The organism is Actinomycetota bacterium, assembly GCA_035765775.1.
Lineage (GTDB): Bacteria > Actinomycetota > CADDZG01 > JAHWKV01 > JAOPZY01 > DASTWV01.
Genome location: DASTWV010000032.1, coordinates 15537 through 32288, shown reverse-complemented (window position 1 = coordinate 32288; position 16752 = coordinate 15537). Strand labels below are relative to the sequence as shown.

At 71.8% G+C, this 16752-nt stretch carries 22 protein-coding genes and 1 tRNA gene; 12 read left to right on the top strand and 11 right to left on the bottom strand.

What is annotated here, in order from left to right:
- Nucleotides 1-60 precede the first annotated feature (60 nt).
- The 9 genes from VFW71_06725 (at nucleotide 61) to VFW71_06685 (ending at nucleotide 5516) form a co-directional block, all read left to right on the top strand.
- Complete coding sequence (locus VFW71_06725; protein HEU5002456.1) at nucleotides 61-228, top strand: hypothetical protein; 168 nt, start codon at nucleotides 61-63, stop codon at nucleotides 226-228.
- On the top strand, nucleotides 228-866 hold the full coding sequence (locus VFW71_06720) for a PH domain-containing protein (protein ID HEU5002455.1): 639 nt from the start codon (nucleotides 228-230) through the stop codon (nucleotides 864-866). Before VFW71_06725 ends, VFW71_06720 begins: the two co-directional genes overlap by 1 nt.
- A complete protein-coding gene (gene nadD, locus VFW71_06715; GenBank protein ID HEU5002454.1) occupies nucleotides 863-1498 on the top strand; it encodes a nicotinate-nucleotide adenylyltransferase in 636 nt (211 codons plus the stop codon). Before VFW71_06720 ends, nadD begins: the two co-directional genes overlap by 4 nt.
- 14 nt (nucleotides 1499-1512) lie before the next feature.
- Nucleotides 1513-1896 (top strand): ribosome silencing factor, encoded by a 384-nt coding sequence (gene rsfS, locus VFW71_06710; protein ID HEU5002453.1) that lies wholly within the window; start codon nucleotides 1513-1515, stop codon nucleotides 1894-1896.
- Nucleotides 1893-2915 carry a hypothetical protein gene (locus tag VFW71_06705; GenBank protein HEU5002452.1) on the top strand — a complete coding sequence of 341 codons (1023 nt, stop codon included), beginning with the start codon at nucleotides 1893-1895 and terminating at the stop codon, nucleotides 2913-2915. Before rsfS ends, VFW71_06705 begins: the two co-directional genes overlap by 4 nt.
- 58 nt (nucleotides 2916-2973) lie before the next feature.
- Nucleotides 2974-3046, top strand: a tRNA-Ala gene (locus VFW71_06700).
- A 79-nt stretch (nucleotides 3047-3125) separates the two neighbouring features.
- The gene (locus tag VFW71_06695) at nucleotides 3126-3575 is read left to right on the top strand and encodes an SRPBCC family protein (protein ID HEU5002451.1); all 450 of its coding nucleotides are present in this window, start codon (nucleotides 3126-3128) and stop codon (nucleotides 3573-3575) included.
- Between the two features lie 55 nt (nucleotides 3576-3630).
- Nucleotides 3631-4647 (top strand): ATP-binding cassette domain-containing protein, encoded by a 1017-nt coding sequence (locus VFW71_06690; protein ID HEU5002450.1) that lies wholly within the window; start codon nucleotides 3631-3633, stop codon nucleotides 4645-4647.
- 5 nt (nucleotides 4648-4652) lie between these two features.
- Nucleotides 4653-5516, top strand: a complete 864-nt coding sequence (locus VFW71_06685) for an ABC transporter permease (GenBank protein HEU5002449.1) — start codon at nucleotides 4653-4655, stop codon at nucleotides 5514-5516.
- A 5-nt stretch (nucleotides 5517-5521) separates the two neighbouring features.
- On the opposite strand, the gene VFW71_06680 is transcribed toward VFW71_06685, so the two are convergent.
- The 9 genes from VFW71_06680 to VFW71_06640 all read right to left on the bottom strand — a co-directional run bounded on the left by VFW71_06680 (nucleotide 5522) and on the right by VFW71_06640 (nucleotide 12004).
- Nucleotides 5522-6304: an SDR family NAD(P)-dependent oxidoreductase gene (locus VFW71_06680; GenBank protein ID HEU5002448.1), complete on the bottom strand. Its 783-nt coding sequence runs from the start codon at nucleotides 6302-6304 to the stop codon at nucleotides 5522-5524.
- Nucleotides 6297-6656 carry a holo-ACP synthase gene (gene acpS / locus VFW71_06675; GenBank protein ID HEU5002447.1) on the bottom strand — a complete coding sequence of 120 codons (360 nt, stop codon included), beginning with the start codon at nucleotides 6654-6656 and terminating at the stop codon, nucleotides 6297-6299. Before acpS ends, VFW71_06680 begins: the two co-directional genes overlap by 8 nt.
- 111 nt (nucleotides 6657-6767) lie before the next feature.
- Entirely contained in the window at nucleotides 6768-8003 is a 1236-nt protein-coding gene (gene fabF, locus VFW71_06670; protein ID HEU5002446.1) for a beta-ketoacyl-ACP synthase II, read from the bottom strand.
- A complete protein-coding gene (locus VFW71_06665; GenBank protein HEU5002445.1) occupies nucleotides 7996-8262 on the bottom strand; it encodes an acyl carrier protein in 267 nt (88 codons plus the stop codon). Before VFW71_06665 ends, fabF begins: the two co-directional genes overlap by 8 nt.
- Nucleotides 8263-8338: 76 nt before the next feature.
- Complete coding sequence (locus VFW71_06660) at nucleotides 8339-9064, bottom strand: 3-oxoacyl-ACP reductase family protein (protein HEU5002444.1); 726 nt, start codon at nucleotides 9062-9064, stop codon at nucleotides 8339-8341.
- Nucleotides 9061-10098: a beta-ketoacyl-ACP synthase III gene (locus VFW71_06655; protein ID HEU5002443.1), complete on the bottom strand. Its 1038-nt coding sequence runs from the start codon at nucleotides 10096-10098 to the stop codon at nucleotides 9061-9063. Before VFW71_06655 ends, VFW71_06660 begins: the two co-directional genes overlap by 4 nt.
- Nucleotides 10099-10132: 34 nt before the next feature.
- Nucleotides 10133-10450: a hypothetical protein gene (locus VFW71_06650; GenBank protein ID HEU5002442.1), complete on the bottom strand. Its 318-nt coding sequence runs from the start codon at nucleotides 10448-10450 to the stop codon at nucleotides 10133-10135.
- On the bottom strand, nucleotides 10443-11459 hold the full coding sequence (locus VFW71_06645; protein HEU5002441.1) for an ACP S-malonyltransferase: 1017 nt from the start codon (nucleotides 11457-11459) through the stop codon (nucleotides 10443-10445). Before VFW71_06645 ends, VFW71_06650 begins: the two co-directional genes overlap by 8 nt.
- On the bottom strand, nucleotides 11459-12004 hold the full coding sequence (locus VFW71_06640; protein ID HEU5002440.1) for a sigma-70 family RNA polymerase sigma factor: 546 nt from the start codon (nucleotides 12002-12004) through the stop codon (nucleotides 11459-11461). Before VFW71_06640 ends, VFW71_06645 begins: the two co-directional genes overlap by 1 nt.
- 62 nt (nucleotides 12005-12066) lie before the next feature.
- Here VFW71_06640 and VFW71_06635 point away from each other — a divergent pair, with 62 nt between their 5' ends.
- The 3 genes from VFW71_06635 to VFW71_06625 are packed head-to-tail and all read left to right on the top strand — an operon-like array spanning nucleotide 12067 to nucleotide 14592.
- Nucleotides 12067-12732: a TetR/AcrR family transcriptional regulator gene (locus VFW71_06635; protein HEU5002439.1), complete on the top strand. Its 666-nt coding sequence runs from the start codon at nucleotides 12067-12069 to the stop codon at nucleotides 12730-12732.
- A gap of 19 nt (nucleotides 12733-12751) precedes the next feature.
- Nucleotides 12752-14032 carry a histidine--tRNA ligase gene (gene hisS / locus VFW71_06630; protein ID HEU5002438.1) on the top strand — a complete coding sequence of 427 codons (1281 nt, stop codon included), beginning with the start codon at nucleotides 12752-12754 and terminating at the stop codon, nucleotides 14030-14032.
- Entirely contained in the window at nucleotides 14029-14592 is a 564-nt protein-coding gene (locus VFW71_06625) for a hypothetical protein (protein ID HEU5002437.1), read from the top strand. The genes hisS and VFW71_06625 overlap by 4 nt, the downstream gene beginning before the upstream one ends.
- 24 nt (nucleotides 14593-14616) lie before the next feature.
- Here VFW71_06625 and VFW71_06620 read toward each other — a convergent pair whose 3' ends face one another.
- Entirely contained in the window at nucleotides 14617-15984 is a 1368-nt protein-coding gene (locus VFW71_06620; GenBank protein HEU5002436.1) for a cation diffusion facilitator family transporter, read from the bottom strand.
- Nucleotides 15985-16089: 105 nt separating this feature from the next.
- Complete coding sequence (locus VFW71_06615; protein HEU5002435.1) at nucleotides 16090-16752, bottom strand: response regulator transcription factor; 663 nt, start codon at nucleotides 16750-16752, stop codon at nucleotides 16090-16092.

Here is a 16752-nt window from a genome sequence, read left to right as displayed (position 1 = left end):
CGGTAGGTTCGGGGAGAAGGCCCACCGGACCCACGACGGCGCCAAGATCGGGGATGCACGGTGATCAAGAAGATTCTGTGGATCCTGCTGGCGTTCTTCATCATCTTCTGGATACTCCACAGCCCCTCGACCGCCGGCCACTCGGTCCACGGGGGACTCAAGAACCTCTGGGACGGGCTCAAGTCGGCAGCCGAGTCGCTGACGAAGTTCTTCAACCAAGTGTTCTGATGCACCACGGACGTGGGCCACGGCCATCGCCCCACGCGGCGGTGGAGCGGTACCTCGCCCACGGCGAGCGGGTGATCTACATCCTCCGCCGGCACACCGTGGTGCTGGAGTCCGCCGTCGGGATCTGGCTGCTGGCACTGGGCCTCGGCATCGGCGCTGGGGTGCTCTCCTCCAAAGCGCCTAGCTGGCACCTGGGGGTCATCGGCGGCTGGATCGTGCTCGCCGGGGCGGGGATCCTGGCCTTCAGGACCTGGGCGTGGTGGCAGGCGCGCTACGTGATCACCAACGAGCGCGTGCTGCTGGTGGAGGGGGTCTTCAACCGCCGGGTCCGGGCCATCCCGCTGTCCAAGGTGACGCACACGGATTTCAACCGCTCGTTCTTTGGCCGCATGTTCGGCTACGGGCAGCTGGCCCTCGATTCGCCCGGGGGCAGCCAGAACGGGCTCCGGGAGCTGACCTCCATCCCGAGGCCGGACGAGATCTACCGTCTGATCATGTCGCTGGTGTCGGGCGTCGATCCGGATGGTGTGGGGCCGCCCGGAGGTCCCGGCGGCACCCCGGGAGGGCGCGGGGGCGGGGATGGCCCGTTCGACCCCGCGCTCGACGACACCGGCCCGCTCCCGCGGCTCATCCTGTGAGCGCGCCGCGCCCGCGCCGGCTGGGGATCATGGGCGGCACCTTCGACCCGATCCACATCGGCCACCTGGTGTGCGCCGAGGAGGCCCGGTGGCAGTTCAATCTCGACGAGGTGATCTTCGTCCCGGCGGGCTCGCCCTGGCAGAAGCGGGCGGTCACCGGCGCCGAAGACCGCTACCTGCTCACGATGCTGGCCACCGCCGGCAACCCGCACTTCTCGGTATCCCGCATCGAGGTGGACCGCCCGGGGCCCACGTACACCCGGGAGACGCTGAGCGCCCTGGCCGACTTCCACGGCGAGGCCGCCGACCTGTTCTTCATCACCGGGGCCGACGCCGTGCTGGAGATCCTGACCTGGAAGGACCCCGATGCCGTGCTGGACGCCGCCTCGTTCATCGCCGCCAGTAGGCCGGGCTACGACCTGGGGCGGCTGGAGCTGGAGCGTTTTGGCGACCGGGTCCGGGTGATCGAGATCCCCGCCTTGGCGATCTCGTCGACCGACATCCGGCGCCGGGTCCGGGAGGGCCGCCCGATCCAGTACCTCGTGCCGCCCGAGGTGGCGGCGTTCATCGACGAGCGGGGCCTCTACCGGGGCTCCGATGACGCCAACGACGAGGACAAGGAGGCACCGTGAGCTACCCTGGCCCGGTGAACGACTCTCTCCAGCGCGCGCAGATCGCCGCCCGCGCCGCTTCGGACAAGCTCGCCTCCGACATCGTGATCCTCGATGTCCAGGCGCTCATCGCCATCACCGACTACTTCGTCATCTGCTCGGGCCGCAATGAACGCCAGGTGCAGACCATCCTCGAAGAGGTCGAGCGCCGGCTGGCCGCCGAGGGCGTCCGCCCCTACCGGCGGGAGGGCGTCCACCAGCTGCGCTGGGTGCTGCTCGACTACCTGGACTTCGTCGTCCACGTCTTCCATGCCGAAGAGCGCGAGTACTACGAGCTGGAACGCCTGTGGCGGGATGCCCCGAACATCGCCCCGGAACTCGACAACGTCGGGGGCGAAGCGGCGGGCGAGAGCGCGTGAGCCGGGGACGGCGCCGGCGCCGCGGCGGCCAGGGCCGGCCGGCCGGGGCAGCACCGGCGGGATCGGGCGAGGGAGAGGCCGGATCCCCGGCCGAAGGCCGCCGCCCGCGAGCCACGGAGCGGGAGGGCGGCGCCACAACGGCAGGGTCCGCCGGCGGGGCGGACGGCACCCGCCGGACCGGACGGCGCCGGCGGCGGCGCTCAGGGTCGGGTTCGGGGTCGGGGTCGGCCCGCCCGGCACGGGAGCTGTCAGTGCTGGAGCAGATGACCCGCCGGGAGCCGAGGGCACTCCAGACGCTGCCGCCGGACGGCTCCATCCTCGAGGAGATCATCGACGCCATGCGGGAGGAGTACGGGTACCCGGCGACGCCGCAGGAGTACCGGATCATTGTGCGGGTTGCCCAGGAGGAGCCGGCCCGGGCCCGGCGCCGGGTGGCCGCGCCCGGGGAGGCCGAAGGCCAACCGGGCGACGCCGCGGAAGGCGCTGCCGAGGTGGGCGCGGAGGGCGACGAGGAGGGTGCCACCGACGGCGCCACGGGGGCGGGGCCCGCCCGGCGGACGCGCTTGCGCCGCCGGCGCCGGGGCCGTTCCCGCACCGCCGGGACCGGAGCCTCGCCCGAAGGCGGGGACGAGGGAGGGCCTGAAACCGGGGCCGGCGGCGGGGACGCTCCCGACGCCGATATGCACGGCTCGGATGGGGATTCCGAGGCCGCAGCACACGGCCGGACGGCGTCCGGAACCGGGGGCGGGGACGGGAGCCCGCGCCGGCCGAGGACGGGCCCCAGCCGGGGCCCGGCACGGCGGCCACCCCGGGCTCCGGGCCACGGTGAGCCCCGAGGTGAGCCCCGAGGTGAGACCAACGATGAGGGCCGCAGTGAGGGCCGGGGCGAGGGCCGCAGGCCGCCCCGCGAGGCCGGTGGCGCACCCGGCGGGCCGCGGGCTGAGGCCCCCGACGGGCGGCATGGTGGGGAGCAAGGTGGGGCGCCTACTCCCGGACCGCCGGAGAGCCCCGGCGGGTAACGGGCGCATCTGGCTGGCTGCTGGATTGGGCGATCCGGTGCTAAGGTGGGTGGCTCGCGGGGCTGTAGCTCAGCTGGTAGAGCGCCTGCATGGCATGCAGGAGGCCGGGCGTTCGAGTCGCCTCAGCTCCACGAACTCACTCCTGATCCCGGCCAGGCCCGGGAAAGCCTTGCTGCGTGGCATCGCAGCCCGACCGAGAGGACTGAAGCGATGGGCATGATCATCGACAACGAATTCACCGTCCCGGCTCCGGCCGACAAGGTGATGACATACCTGCTCGACGTCGACAAGGTAGCCAAGTGCCTGCCGGGCGCCCAGCTGACCCAGATCGTCGACGCCCAGACGTACAAGGGCAAGATGAAGATCAAGCTCGGCCCCCTGGACCTGACGTTCTCCGGCACGGTCAACATCGTGGAGATGGACAACGACAACGGCCGCATCGTGATGAAGGCCAACGGCAGCGAGGAGAAGGGCAAGGGCATCGCCAGCGCCGACGTCGTGGTGACCATCACCGACCAGGGCGGCTCCACCCATGTCAAGCTGCACCAGGACATCAACATGTCCGGCCAGGTCGCCCAGTTCGGGCGGGGCATGATCGCCGACGTGGCGGGCTCGATGATCACCCAGTTTGCCGCCTGCTTGAAGACCAGCATCCGGTAGGGATCCAGCCCGGTGCCTGATCCATGGCGCCGATGCCTGCGGGGGAGGAGCGGGGATGGCGGATGCAGCAATCGTCGTCGAGGACCTGAAGAAGTCTTTCGGCGACGTGCACGCCCTCGACGGGGTGTCGATCGAGGTGCCGCGCGGGACGGTGTTCGGGCTGCTGGGCCCCAATGGGGCGGGCAAGACCACGGCGGTGCGCATCCTGACCACGCTCCTGCCGCCGGATGGGGGCCGGGCGACGGTGGCCGGCTACGACGTGGTGAAGGACGCCGCCACCCTGCGCTCGGTCATCGGGCTGACCGGGCAGTACGCCGCGGTCGACGAGCACCTGACCGGGCGGGAGAACCTCGAGCTGGTGGGCCAGCTCTACCACCTGGGCAAGGCGGCCGCCCGGGAGCGGGCGGATCAACTGCTGGAGCTCTTCGACCTCACCGACGCTGCCGACCGCCCGGCGAAGACCTACTCCGGTGGCATGCGCCGCCGGCTCGACCTGGGCGCCAGCCTCGTGGCGCGCCCCCAGGTCCTGTTCCTCGACGAGCCGACCACCGGGCTTGATCCCCGGGGGCGCATGGGCCTGTGGGATGTCATCCGCGACCTGGTCAAGGGCGAGACCACCCTGCTGCTCACCACGCAGTACCTGGAGGAGGCCGACGTGCTCTCCGACCAGATCGCCGTGATCGATGGCGGCCGGGTGATCGCCGAGGGCACCGCGGACGAGCTGAAGAGCCGGGTGGGCGGCGAGGTGGTCGAGGTACTGATCGCCGATCCCGGCTCGCTGCCCACCGCGGTGGAGCATCTGTCCGGGCTGGGGGTGGGGGCGGCCCAGGTGGACGAACTCACCCACCGGATCTCCATCCCGGCAGGGCAGGAAGGCCCCGCACTCCTGGCGGAGACGGTCCGCCGCCTGGACGGCGCCGGGGTGACGTTCACCGACCTCGCCATGCGGCGGCCCACCCTGGACGACGTGTTCATGGCCCTGACCGGGCACGCCGCCGAGGCAAACGGCGAGGCCAACGGGCAGGCCAACGGGCAGGCGAAGGGCAGGCGCGGCCGGGGGAGAGGGAGGTAGCCCGCATGGATGCACCAGCAGTCGTGGCACCTGCCAGCGGCCCGCCGGTGGTGCAGGGGGGAACCCTCGGCCACACCGTCACCGACATCCTGGCGGTCACCAAGCGCAACCTGATCCGCTACGCCCGGGTGCCCACGCTCATCGTCTTCTCGACGATCCAGCCCGTGATGTTCGTGCTGCTGTTCCGCTACGTCTTCGGCTCCGCCATCGTCCCCGCCCGGGGCTTCGGCTCCGGGGTGTTCGGCACCCCCAGCTTCCACCCGTATCCCTACGTCGACTACCTGATGCCGGGCATCTTCGTCCAGACGGTGATCTTCGGTTCCACCCAGACCGGGGTCGGGCTGGCCGAGGACCTGTCCAAGGGCATGATCGACCGGTTCCGCTCGCTGCCGATGGCGCGTTCCGCCGTGCTGGCGGGCCGGACGCTGTCCGATACGGTGCGCAACGCCTTCGTGGTGGTGCTGATGGCCATCGTCGGCTACCTGGTGGGCTTCCGGCTGCACGCCAACGTGTTCGGCGCCCTGGTCGGCATCATCCTGGCGATCCTCTTCGGCCTGTGCTTCTCGTGGATCTCGGCCCTCATCGGCCTGGCGGTGCGGGACGTGGAGTCGGCCCAGGCGGCCAGCTTCGTGTGGCTCTTCCCGCTCGTGTTCGCCAGCACCGCCTTCGTCCCGCTGCAGGCGCTCCCGGGGTGGCTGCAGGGGTGGGCCAAGATCAACCCGGTCAGCGTGACGGTGGACTCCCTGCGCGCCCTGCTGGAGGGCTGGCCGAACTCGACCTACCACCTGGCGACGACGCTGGCCTGGGCGATCGGGATCCTGGTCGTCTTCGTGCCCCTGTCGGTGAACCGGTACCGGCGCTCCGTCTAGACCCGCTAGACCGCGCCCGGGAACAGGTCCAGGGTGTGGGCCATGCCGCCGTCGGCGGAGATGGTCTCGCCGGTGATGAACCGGGCGGCGTCCGAGGCGAGGAAGACGATGACATCGGCGATGTCGCCGGGCTGGGCCCACCGCCGGAGGGGCGTCTGCTCGTTGATGCGCTCGACCACCTCCCGGAGCGCCTTGTTGCGGGCCCACAGGTCGGTGTCGACCACTCCGGGGGCGACGGCGTTCACCCGGATCCCGTCGGGGCCCAACTCGACGGCCAGCGAGCGGGTGAGCGCATCGATGGCGCCCTTGGTGGCGGCGTAGGCCGCCCGGCGCGGCGTCCCGACGACGCCGGACACCGACGAGAGATTGACGATCGAGCCCGTCCTGCGCTCCCGCATCCCTGGGATCAGCGCCCGGATCAGGAGCAGGGGGGCGCGGACGTTCACGACGTAAAGCCGGTCGATGAGCGCCGCGTCGGTGTCGGTGGTCGGCAGCCGGGCGGCCGTCCCGGCGTTGTTGACCAGGATGTCGACCCGGCCGAAGTGGGCCTCGGCCTCGGCGGCGATGGCCGGGGGTGCATCGGGGTCGGCGAGGTCGCCGGCGATGACCAGGTGTTCGCGCCCCAGCGTGTCCGCCACCGCCTGCAGTGCCGGCCGGTCCCGGGCGGTGAGGGCCACCCGCGCCCCTGCGGCATCCAGCGCCCGGGCGGTGGCTGCGCCGATCCCGCGCGAGGCGCCGGTGACCAGGGCCACCCGGCCGCCGAGCTCCGGCCTCGATGCCTCAGGCATCGACGATCACCGTCGCGATGGCCAGGCCGCCGTCGTGGGCGAGCGACACCGACAGGTGGGCATCGCCGGCCAGCGCTGCAGCCCGCCCGTGCAGGGCCAGCTCGGGGCGCCCGGTGGCGCCCTTCACCACCTCGACCTCCAGCCAGGAGAGCCGGGGCCACCCCCGCCCGAGTGCCTTGAACGTGGCCTCCTTGGCGGCGAAGCGGACGGCCAGGGACTCCATCGGGTGCGGTCGGCCGGCGGCGTAGCGCTGCTCGCGGGCGGTGAACAGGCGGTCGGCGAGGCGGGCGGAACGGGCGAGCGCGGCCTCGAGGCGGGCCACCGAGACGATGTCGACGCCGACGTGGGTCACCGGGTCCTGCCCTGGGCCGAGGCGAGGCACATCCAGACGAGGTCCACAGCCGCCCACCGACACCACCACGCGGCCGCCTCCGGCATCGGCTCCGCCGTGGACCCAGAAGGTCTAGGGACGGCTCAGCAGGATCGACACATTGTGGCCGCCGAAGCCGAATGAGTTCGACATGGCCACCTCGACGTGGGCGGGCCGGGCCTCGTTGGGCACCACGTCCACGTCGCACTCCGGATCGGCCTCGTCGTAGTTGATGGTGGGCGGCAGGACTCCCCGGTTCATCGCCAGCACGCAGAGGGCAGCCTCGGTGGCCCCGGCGGCGCCCAGCAGGTGCCCGGTCATCGACTTGGTGGCCGACGACGGGGGAGAGGAGCTACCGAACACTTTCCGGATGGCCTTCGCCTCGGAGGCGTCGCCCAGGGTGGTGGAGGTGGCGTGGGCGTTGATGTAGCCCACTTCGCCCGGGGCCAGCTGGGCGTCCGCCAGGGCGGCGGTCATCGCGGCGCACGCCCCCGCCCCGTCTGGGTGGGGTGCCACCATGTGGTAGGCGTCGGAGGACAGGCCGTAGCCGATGGCCTCGGCGAGGACCCGCGCCCCCCGGGCCTTGGCGTGCTCGAGCGACTCCAGCACCAGCACGCAGCCCGCTTCCCCGATGACGAACCCGTCCCGCCCGGCCTCGAACGGCCGGGAGGCGTGCTCCGGGTCGTCGTTGCGGGTGGTGAGGGCACGGGCGGCGCAGAACGACGCCACCGACATCGGCGAGATGCAGGCCTCGGCCCCGCCGGCCAGCACCACGTCGGCGGCGCCGGTGCGGATGTACTCCATCGCCCGCGCCAGGGCGTGGCCACTGGAGGCGCACGCGGTCACGGTGCACTCGTTGGGGCCGGTGAAGCCCAGCTCGATGGCGAGCGATCCGGAGGCGGCGTTGGGGATCATCATGGCGATCAGCGACGGGCTCACGAAGCGCGGCCCCCGCTTCAGCATCTGGGTGTGCTCCTCCTCCCAGAGGCTGATGCCCCCGATGCCGCTGCCGATCACGATGCCCACCCGGGCCGGGTCGGGGTCGGTCGGCTTCATGCCGGCGTCCTCCAGGGCCATGACCGCCGAGGCGTAGGCGAACTGGGCGAAGCGGTCCAGGCGCCGGGCCCGGGCGGCGGGCAGGTAGGTCAGGATGTCGAAGTCCTTGACCTCGCAGGCGACCCGGGACTTGAAGCCACTGGCGTCGAAGCGGGTGATCGGGCCGGCGCCGGAGTGCCCGGCGGCGATCGCGGTCCAGAAGTCCTCGACCCCGGTCCCAACCGGTGTGACCGCCCCGATGCCGGTGACGGCGATGCGGCGCCTCTCAGGCACCCGCGGCTACCTTCCCGCCGAGAAGGTCCACTGCCTCGCCCACGGTGGTCACGTTCTCCAGCTCGGCGTCGGAGACCTCGATCTCGAAGCGCTCCTCGATGGCCATGACCGCGCTCATGAGGTCGATCGAGTCCAGGCCGAGGTCGTCGAACAGGTTGGCTTCCGGGGTCACCGCCTCGGGCTCGACCTTCAGCCGGTCGACCAGCACCTCCCGCAGCGCGTCCAGGATCTCTTTGTTGTTGTCCACCGTCTCAGCCATGGCGTAGCCTCCCCTTCCCTTCTTTACGTTTATGTACCGGCAATTCCTACCACACCCCTCTGAAAAAGCCCCCGCTTTAGGTGAGCCCCCCGTCGATGGTGATCTCGCACCCGGTCATGTATGAGGAACGGGCGCAGAACACCACCGCCTCGGCCACCTCCTCCGGGGTCCCCACCCGGCCCATCGGGATGCGCTCCACCAGCCGCTCGCGCTGCGCCGGGGTCATGGTGAGCGTCATGGCGGTGTCCACCAGGCCGGGCACCACCACGTTGGCGGTGATCCCGTGCCGGGCGACCTCCCGGGCCACCGACTTGCTGAAGCCTACGATGCCCGCCTTGGCCGCGGCGTAGTTGGCCTGCCCGGCGTTGCCCACCGATCCGGCCACCGAGCCGATCGACACGATGCGCCCCCATTTGGCTTTGAGCATGCCGGGCAGTGCCCGCCGGGTGCACAGGAAGGCGCCGGTCAGGTTGCCGGCGAGGATGTCGTCCCAGTCGGCGTCCTTCATCCGCATCACCAGGCCGTCGCGGCGCACGCCGGCATTGTTGACCAGCACCTCGACCGGGCCGAGTGAGCGCTCGACCTCGCCGAAGGCGTCGCCCACGCTGTCCGGGCTGGTGATGTCGATGTGGACGGCAACGGCGTCGTGGCCGCACGCGGCGGCGGTCTCGGCCGCCCCGTCCTTGTCCTGGTGGTAGCCGACCGCGACGCGGACGCCCGCATCGGCGAGCGCCCGGGCACTGGCCCGGCCGATGCCCCGGCTGGCGCCGGTGACGAAGCCGACCCGGCCGGTGAGGCTCACTGGGGCACCACCGCGGCCATCAGCTCGTCGGCTTCGCCGGCGGCCGCCGCGGTGTCCAGGTCGGGGGGCGGGCCCAGGGTCCAACGGATCATCGCCCCGCCCCAGGTGTAGCCGCCGCCGAAGGCCAGCAGCAGCACCCGGTCGCCCGGGGAGAGCAGGCCGGCCTCCCACGCCTCGCACATGGCGACGGGGATCGAGGCGCCCGAGGTGTTCCCGTAGCGGTCGATGTTCATGTAGACCTTGGCCATGTCCAGGTGCAGCGCCTCGGCGCAGTCGGCCAGGATCCGGCGGTTGGCCTGGTGGGCGATGAGCAGCTCGAAGCCTCCGGCCCCCATCTCGGCCCCCAGGGCGGTCATCGTGCGCACTGCTGAGCGGTAGACCTCACGCCCGTGCATGGTCATGCAGTTGAGGTGCTGCTCCAGGACCTCGGGCGTGGGCGGCATGTAGTTGCCGCCCGCGGTGATGAAGACCTGCTCGCCGCCCGCCCCGTCGGCGCCCAGCTGGAAGCGCATCGGCTCGGCGTCGTCGTCCCGCTCGATCACCGCCGCACCGGCACCATCGCCGAACAGGGGGGCGGTCACCGGGTCGTCCAGGTTCAGGCACTTGGAGAGGGCGTCGGCGCCGATCACCAGCACCCGGCGGACACCGAGCGAGGTGATGAGCGAGCCGCCCACCGCCAGGGAGTAGACGAATCCCGAGCATGCCGCCGACAGGTCGAAGGCGGGCGCGGTGGTCATGCCCAGGTTGCGGGCGATGACGCACGCCGTGGAGGGGAACTGGTGCTCCGGGGTGCACGTCCCCACGACCACGGCGCCGATGTCCTGGGGCGTCAGGCCGGCGCGCTCGATCGCTTGGCGGGCGGCGGCGGTGCCCAGGGTGGCGGTGGACTCGCCCGGACCGACGTAGCGCCGTTCCCGGATTCCGGTCCGGGATTCGATCCAGTCGGGATCGACGCCTAGGCGCTCGGCAATCTCTGCGTTGGGGACAACTCGGTCAGGTACTGCCTTGCCCAGGCTCCGTAATGAGATCTGCATCCCTAATCCTGGCGCTCCGCCTTCGGCTCCACTGTTACAGCCTCCGGAGCCACAGCACGGGTTCGCGCCTGCGGACGGGGGAGCCATAGGGGACCAGGAAGCCCATCACCCAGCCGGCGAAGGGGGAGTGGACGGGAACGAGGCGGCCGTCGGTGCCGGCCACCTGGGCGACGACGTCACCCGGGCAGACGTACTCGCCAATGGCCGCCCCCCGGTCGCGGAGGGCACCCTCGCAGGGCGACAGCACCAGGCGCTCCTCCACCTGGAGTCCCTCGCCCATGCTGTCCAGCGACGGATCGAACCACTCGATCCGCAGGTCATCGGTGTCTCGCAGATCAAGCTCTTCAATCATCGACGGTCACCCTCTCTCCCGGCTCGTTTCCGGCGGTCACGGGGTCGCCAGTGGATGCAACGTAGGACTCGGCATCGGCGTCGCTGCCGACCGAGGTGGTGGACATCTGGGGAACCGACTGCTTGGCCAGGCCGCAGAGCACCCGGGCGGGGCCCACCTCGACCAGGGCCCCGATGCCGGCGTCCTGCATCGCCCGGAGGGTCTCGGAGAAGCGCACCGGCGAGGTCATCGCCTGCACCAGCAGCGCCTTGATCTCGGCCGGGTCGGTGTGCGGCCGGGCGTCGACCCCCGAGTAGAAAGGGCAGACCGGCTCATGCAGCTCCACGGTGGCGAGGGCCTCCTCCAGCTCGGCCGCCGCCGACGCCATCAGCGGGCAGTGGCCGGCGATGGGAACGTCGAGGCGCACCACCCGGCGGGCGCCCGCCTCCCGGCAGGCCTCGGCGGCCTGGGCGAGCGGGGCGTCGAGCCCGGAGATCACCGTCTGGCCGGGGCTGTTGCGGTTGGCCACCCACACCCCGTCGATGCCGGCGCAGAGGGCCTCGATGGCGGCCCCGTCGAGCCCGATGACCGCAGCCATGCCGCCCGGGTTGATCTGGGCGGCGGAGAGCATGCCCTTGCCCCGCAGGAACACCAGAGCCAGCCCATCCTCGAAGCTGAGCGCCCCGGCGGCGGTCAGGGCGGCGTACTCGCCCAGGCTGTGGCCCACCACGGCGTCCGGGCAGGCCCCCCGGCTGGACAGCGCCCGCAGGGCACCGACTGCCGTGGAGTACAGGGCGGGCTGCAGGAGATCTCCCGGCCAGCCGGGATTGGGGACGGCGGTGCACAGGCGGGCGAGGTCGGCCTCGAGCAGCTCCTTGGCGGCGGCGAACAGGTCGCCGCAGGCATCCAGGCCGGCGGCCATCCCCGGGCGCTGCGAGCCCTGCCCGGGGAACATCCAGCCGACGAGGCGCCCCGGGTGCCCGGCGTCCTGGTCGAAGACGAGGTCAGCCACCGGCTTGGTGGGGGCCATTACGAGACCTCCTTGCGCAGGTGGGCGATGGTGCGGTGCAGCAGCACGCGGGCCGAGGTCTCGGTGCGACCCAGCACCTCGGCGATCTCGGCGTGGGGGAGCTGCTCGACGAAGCGCAGGACGAGGGCCCGGCGGCGCTCCTCAGGCAGCTCGGCGATGGCGTCCAGCACCCGCTCGAGCATCTCCTCGTCCAGCACGATCTCGCCCGGGTCCTCGGACTCGTCCGCCGCCTCGGGGATCTCCTCGACCGAGACCACGTACCGGCGCCTGCGGGCGTGGTTGGCGGTGGCATTGCGGGCGGAGGTGAACAGCCACGAGGCGACTTCGTCACCGTCCTTGGCCGGGTCCAGGTGGTCCAGGGCCTGCACGAACACCTGCGCCGTGAGGTCCTCGGCGTCGTGGTGGTTGCGCACGCGACGAAGGATGTAGGCATTCACGGGGCGGATGTAGCGGGAGTAGACTTCTCGAAACGCCGTCTCGCTCCACTGGGCGGCCAGCTGCACCTTCGCCGGGACGCGCTGCACCTTCACCTGAAGTTTGTCCATTACTAGCTATGACACGCCACATGGCGAAGTGTTACGGGTTACCTGAGGTAACTTTCATGCCGATGAGATCACGCCTTTCCCGGGACGAACGCCGGCGGCGCCTATTGGAGGCCGCCCGGGAGGTCTTTGGCGAAAAGGGCTACCGGAAAACGGAAGTCGAAGAGATTGTCCGCCGGGCGGGCGTGACGAAACCGATGCTCTACCGGCACTTCCCGGGCGGGAAGGCGGAGATCTACATGGAGGTGCTCGACGAACACCTCTCCCGCCTGCTGGGAAAGCTGTCGGAAGCGATGAACTCCACGGACCTTCCGCTGGAGGGCCTCCGGCGGGGCATCGACGCCTACCTCCGCTTCGCCCAGGAGAACCCGGAGGCCTTCCACCTCCTCGCCGAGACCACGCCGGAGCTGGACGCCGGCATCGTCGACCGCCTGCGCGAGGTGCGCACCTCGATCGCCCGGGGCCTGGCGGACTCCATCGGGGCCGTGCTGGCCGAGGCCGGCCTGCCTACCGAGGGGGCGCCGGTGTACGCCCACGTGCTGCTGGGGGGCGTCGAGTCCGTGGTGTCGTGGTGGCTGGACAATGGCTCACTGGAGCGCTCCGCGGTGGTCTCCCACCTGCTCACCCTGCTCTGGCGGGGTTTCGACGGGCTGCCCCGGGGCGGGCAGCGCCTGCGCCTGGAGCTCTCCCGGTTGGGTGACCTCGCCACCGTTGCCCAGCTGGGCGCCTGACCGGCGCCCGCAGAAGCAGGTGGAGCAGCCCAATACCAAGCCGCCGTCGGGGATGCGGGACTTCCTCCCCGGCGAGGTCCAGGCCCGCGCCAGGGTCCTGTCGGCCGTGCAGCGGGTCTTCGAGTCCTACGGCTTCGCCCCGCTGGAGACCCCCGCGCTGGAGCGCCTGGAGATCCTGCAGGGCAAGTACGGCGAGGAGGGCGACCGCCTCATCTTCAAGGTGGCCCAGCGGGGCGCCCGGGCGGGCGAGGACCCCGACCTCGCCCTGCGCTACGACCTGACGGTGCCCCTGGCCCGGGTGGTGGCGGAGTACGGCGACAAGCTGGGGAAGATCTTCAAGCGCTACCACATCGCCCCGGTGTGGCGCGCCGACCGCCCGGGCCGGGGGCGGTTCCGGGAGTTCCGCCAGTGCGACATCGACGTCGTCGGCCCTTCCTTCGGCCTGGCGGACGCCGAGGTGATCCAGGTGGTGACCGACGCCCTGGCGGCGGTGGGCCTTACCGGCTTCGAGGTGCGCCTCAACTCCCGCAAGGTGCTGCAGGGGCTGATGGAGGCGTTCGGGATTGCGTCTGGCCTGGAGGCCGGTGTCCTCACCGCTCTGGACAAAGTAGACAAGGTGGGCTGGGACGGGGTGGGCGCCGAGCTGGTGGCCGAGCGGGGCCTGGACCAGGCTGCCGCGGCGGCCCTCACCGACGCCGCCCGGGATGTGGGTGAGGTCCGCCGTGTGGTGGCCGAACGGTCGGCAGTGGGCCGGGAGGGCCTGGCCGAGGTGGACGCCATCGCCGAGGCCCTGCCTGGCCGGACCGTGTTCAGCCCGCACCTGGCCCGGGGGCTGGCCTACTACACCGGCCCGATCTTCGAGACCTATGTCGAAGGCTTCCCCTCGGCCATCGCATCGGGGGGCCGGTACGACGGGCTGGTGGGCATGTTCGCCGGGCGGCAGATCCCGGCGGTGGGCGGCTCGCTGGGCATCGAGCGGATCCTCCTGCTGGTGGCAGCCGAGCCCGGGGCGGTGACCTCCCCCGCCCGGGTGCTGGTCACCGTGTGGGACGCCGGTGCCCGGGTGTCCTCGATGGTCCTCGCCGCCGACCTGCGTGCGATGGGCATCCCCGCCGAGGTGTACCTGGGCGATGACCGCATGGGCGAGCAGCTGGGCTACGCCTCGTCCCGGGCGATCCCCTTCGCCGTCATCCAGGGGCCCCGGGAGCGCGACCGTGGGGTGGTGGCGGTGCGGGATCTCGCCACCCGCACCCAGGCGGAGATGGCGCCCGGGGCGCTGGCGGGGTACCTGAAGGCATGAACCGGCGCCGGGCGGCGGCCGGGCTCCTGGTGGCGCTGGCGCTCTGCGGGGCCGGGTGCTCCCCGAAGGCGGCGCTCGGCCCGGAGCCGACCGGGTCGGTCCCGCAGCTCTCCGAGTCCCCCTCGGCCGTGCTGGCGCCGTCCGACAGCGGGCCGCCCACGGAGTCCGCGGGCCCTGTGCCGACGTCCACGCTGAGCAGACCGGCATTCCTGGTCCAGGCCAACGCCATCTGCGCCACCAGGAACGCCGAGCAGAGCGCCCTGCCGGCACCCACCACCGAGGCCCAGATCCTGCAGGACCTCCGCCAGGCAATCGCCATCGCCCAGAGCGCCGTGGCCAAGCTCCGGGCGCTGCCCGAGCCGCCCGCCGACCGGGCCTCGCTGCAGGCGGACTTCGCCAAGGTGGACACCTTCGTAGCCTCGGCGCAGCGCGAGGTCGATGCCATCCAGGCGGGCAACACGGCGCAGGCATCGCAGCTCGACGCCCAGACCCAGCAGCTGAGCAATGCCGCCGACGAGGCGTTCAACGCCTACGGGATGACGGTCTGCGGGCAGGGCTGAGCCGGGGGCTCTCAGTCGTCCGCTTTAATCCTCAAGTGGCTCGAAGTGCACCGTCACCCGCTCGACCGCGGGCCAGCGCCGGTGCACTTCGCCCTCGATGGCGGTGGCCGCGTCGTGGACCTCGCTGACCGGGAGCCCGGCAGCCGCCTCGCAGTGCATCAGCACCGACAGGGCATCTCGGGAGTTGGTCACCACCACCTCATGGCAGTTGCGCACCTGCGGCTGCGCCTCGGCCACCGCGGTGACCGAGGCCACCAGCTCGGCTTGTGCGGCGGTGACATCCACGCCCGGGGCCGCCGGATCCTCCAGGGGCTCCAGGTGGGTGTCCACCCGGGCGACGCGCTGCAGTGCGCCGACCTCCCCGGCGATATCGGCCTCCAGTGCCTCGGCGAGGGCGTGCGCCTCGGCCAGAGCCATCGTGGACGGGAACTTGGCGTGCAGGGCGATGTGCAGCCCGTCGTCGTGGTGGGCCACGAAGACGTTGTGCACCTGGTGCACGTCGGGGTGGCGGCCGGCGATCGACAGGACCTGCTCGGCTACCACCGTCTCGTCCGCCAGCGGCTCGACGTGGACGATGACGTCGGCCCCCGGCTCCACCGAGCGCACCGCGTCCTCCACCTCCTCGGTGAGGGTGTGCGCCACCTCCAGAGGGAGGGTCCGCGACACCCCGACCACGATGTCGGTCTGGGGCTGGCCCCCGGCGTAGCGCACCCGGACCCGGCGAACCTCCTCCACGCCCTCGATGGTCTCCGCCGCCCGCCGGATCCGCCCGACCGCCCCCGCCGGGGTCCGGTCCATGAGGGCATCGATGCTGCGCTTGCCCAGCCGGACGCTGGAGAAGCCCACGTAGGCAGCGATGAGGAAGCCGCCGGCGGCGTCCGCCCCGGGATGGCCCAGGCGCACGGCCAGCAGGCCGGCGAGGACCACGACCGAGGTGAGCAGGTCGGCCCGGAAGTGCACGGCGTCGGCCAGGAGGGCGGGGCTGTTGTGCCTGCGGCCCGCCCGGGCGAGGCCCTGCGACCGCGTCAGGTCGACCAGGATCGCCAGCCCCATGACCGCGAAGGTGTACCAGGCGGCGTCGACGGGAGGCGCCGGGCGGGTGAGCCGCAGGATGGCTTCCCGGGCGATGCCGACCGACAGCAGCAGCAGGGCGACGGCCTCCACCATGGCGGCGACGTTCTCCGCCTTGCCGTGGCCGTAGGGGTGGTCGGCGTCCGGCGGGCGGGCCGCCACCGAGACCGCGAAGAGCGTCAGCCCGGTGACCATGGCGTCGAGTCCGGAGTCGGCCGCGACCGAGAGCAGCGCCAGGCTGCCGCTGGCGGCGGCGGCGGCCAGCTTGACGATCACCAGACCGGTTGCTGCCGCCAGGGAGGCGAGCGCGGCTCGCCGCACGGGTCGGCGGTCAGGAAAGGAATTCGCCTGGGGGTGGGCGGTATTAACCATTAAGGGAGAAGGCTAAGGACCGTACCGATCATCAGAGGCAAGTCTACGGCCCCGTTACCGGACCATCCCCTGGCGGAGAGCCCGGGCCACAGCCTGCACCCGGTCGGTCACCCCCAGCTTCTGGTAGATGTGGGTCAGGTGGGTCTTCACCGTCTCCTCGGAGACCACCAGCGTGCCGGCGATCTCCTTGGTGGTCTTGCCCAGGGCCAGCTCCTGGAGGACCACCTGCTCCCGGTCGGTCAGGCCCTGGCGCGAGTCGGCCTTCTTGGCCAGCGCTCCGATCCGCTGCAGGAACGGCATGGTCACCTCGGGATGCAGGAATCCCTTGCCCGCCGCCACTGCGTGGATCGCCCGGACGAGTTCCTCCCGGTCGACGTTCTTCGGCAGGAATCCCGCTGCCCCGGCCGCCACCGCGGCGATCACCGTCTCCTGGTTGTCGAACATCGACAGGATGAGCACCCGGGTCCCGGGCGCCAGGCGGGCGATCTCCCGGGTCGCCTCGATGCCGTTCAACCCCCGGAGCTTGTAGTCCATCAGGACCACGTCGGGGCGCAGCTCGACGCAGTGGGCGATCGCCTCGTCGCCCGAGGGGACGGTGCCGACCACGCTGAATGCGGAGTCGAACGACAGCATGGTGGCGAGCGCCTGCGCCAGCACGGTGTGGTCCTCGGCGATGAGGATCCGCACCGGGGGCGGGGCGTCGGGGGCGGGCATCAT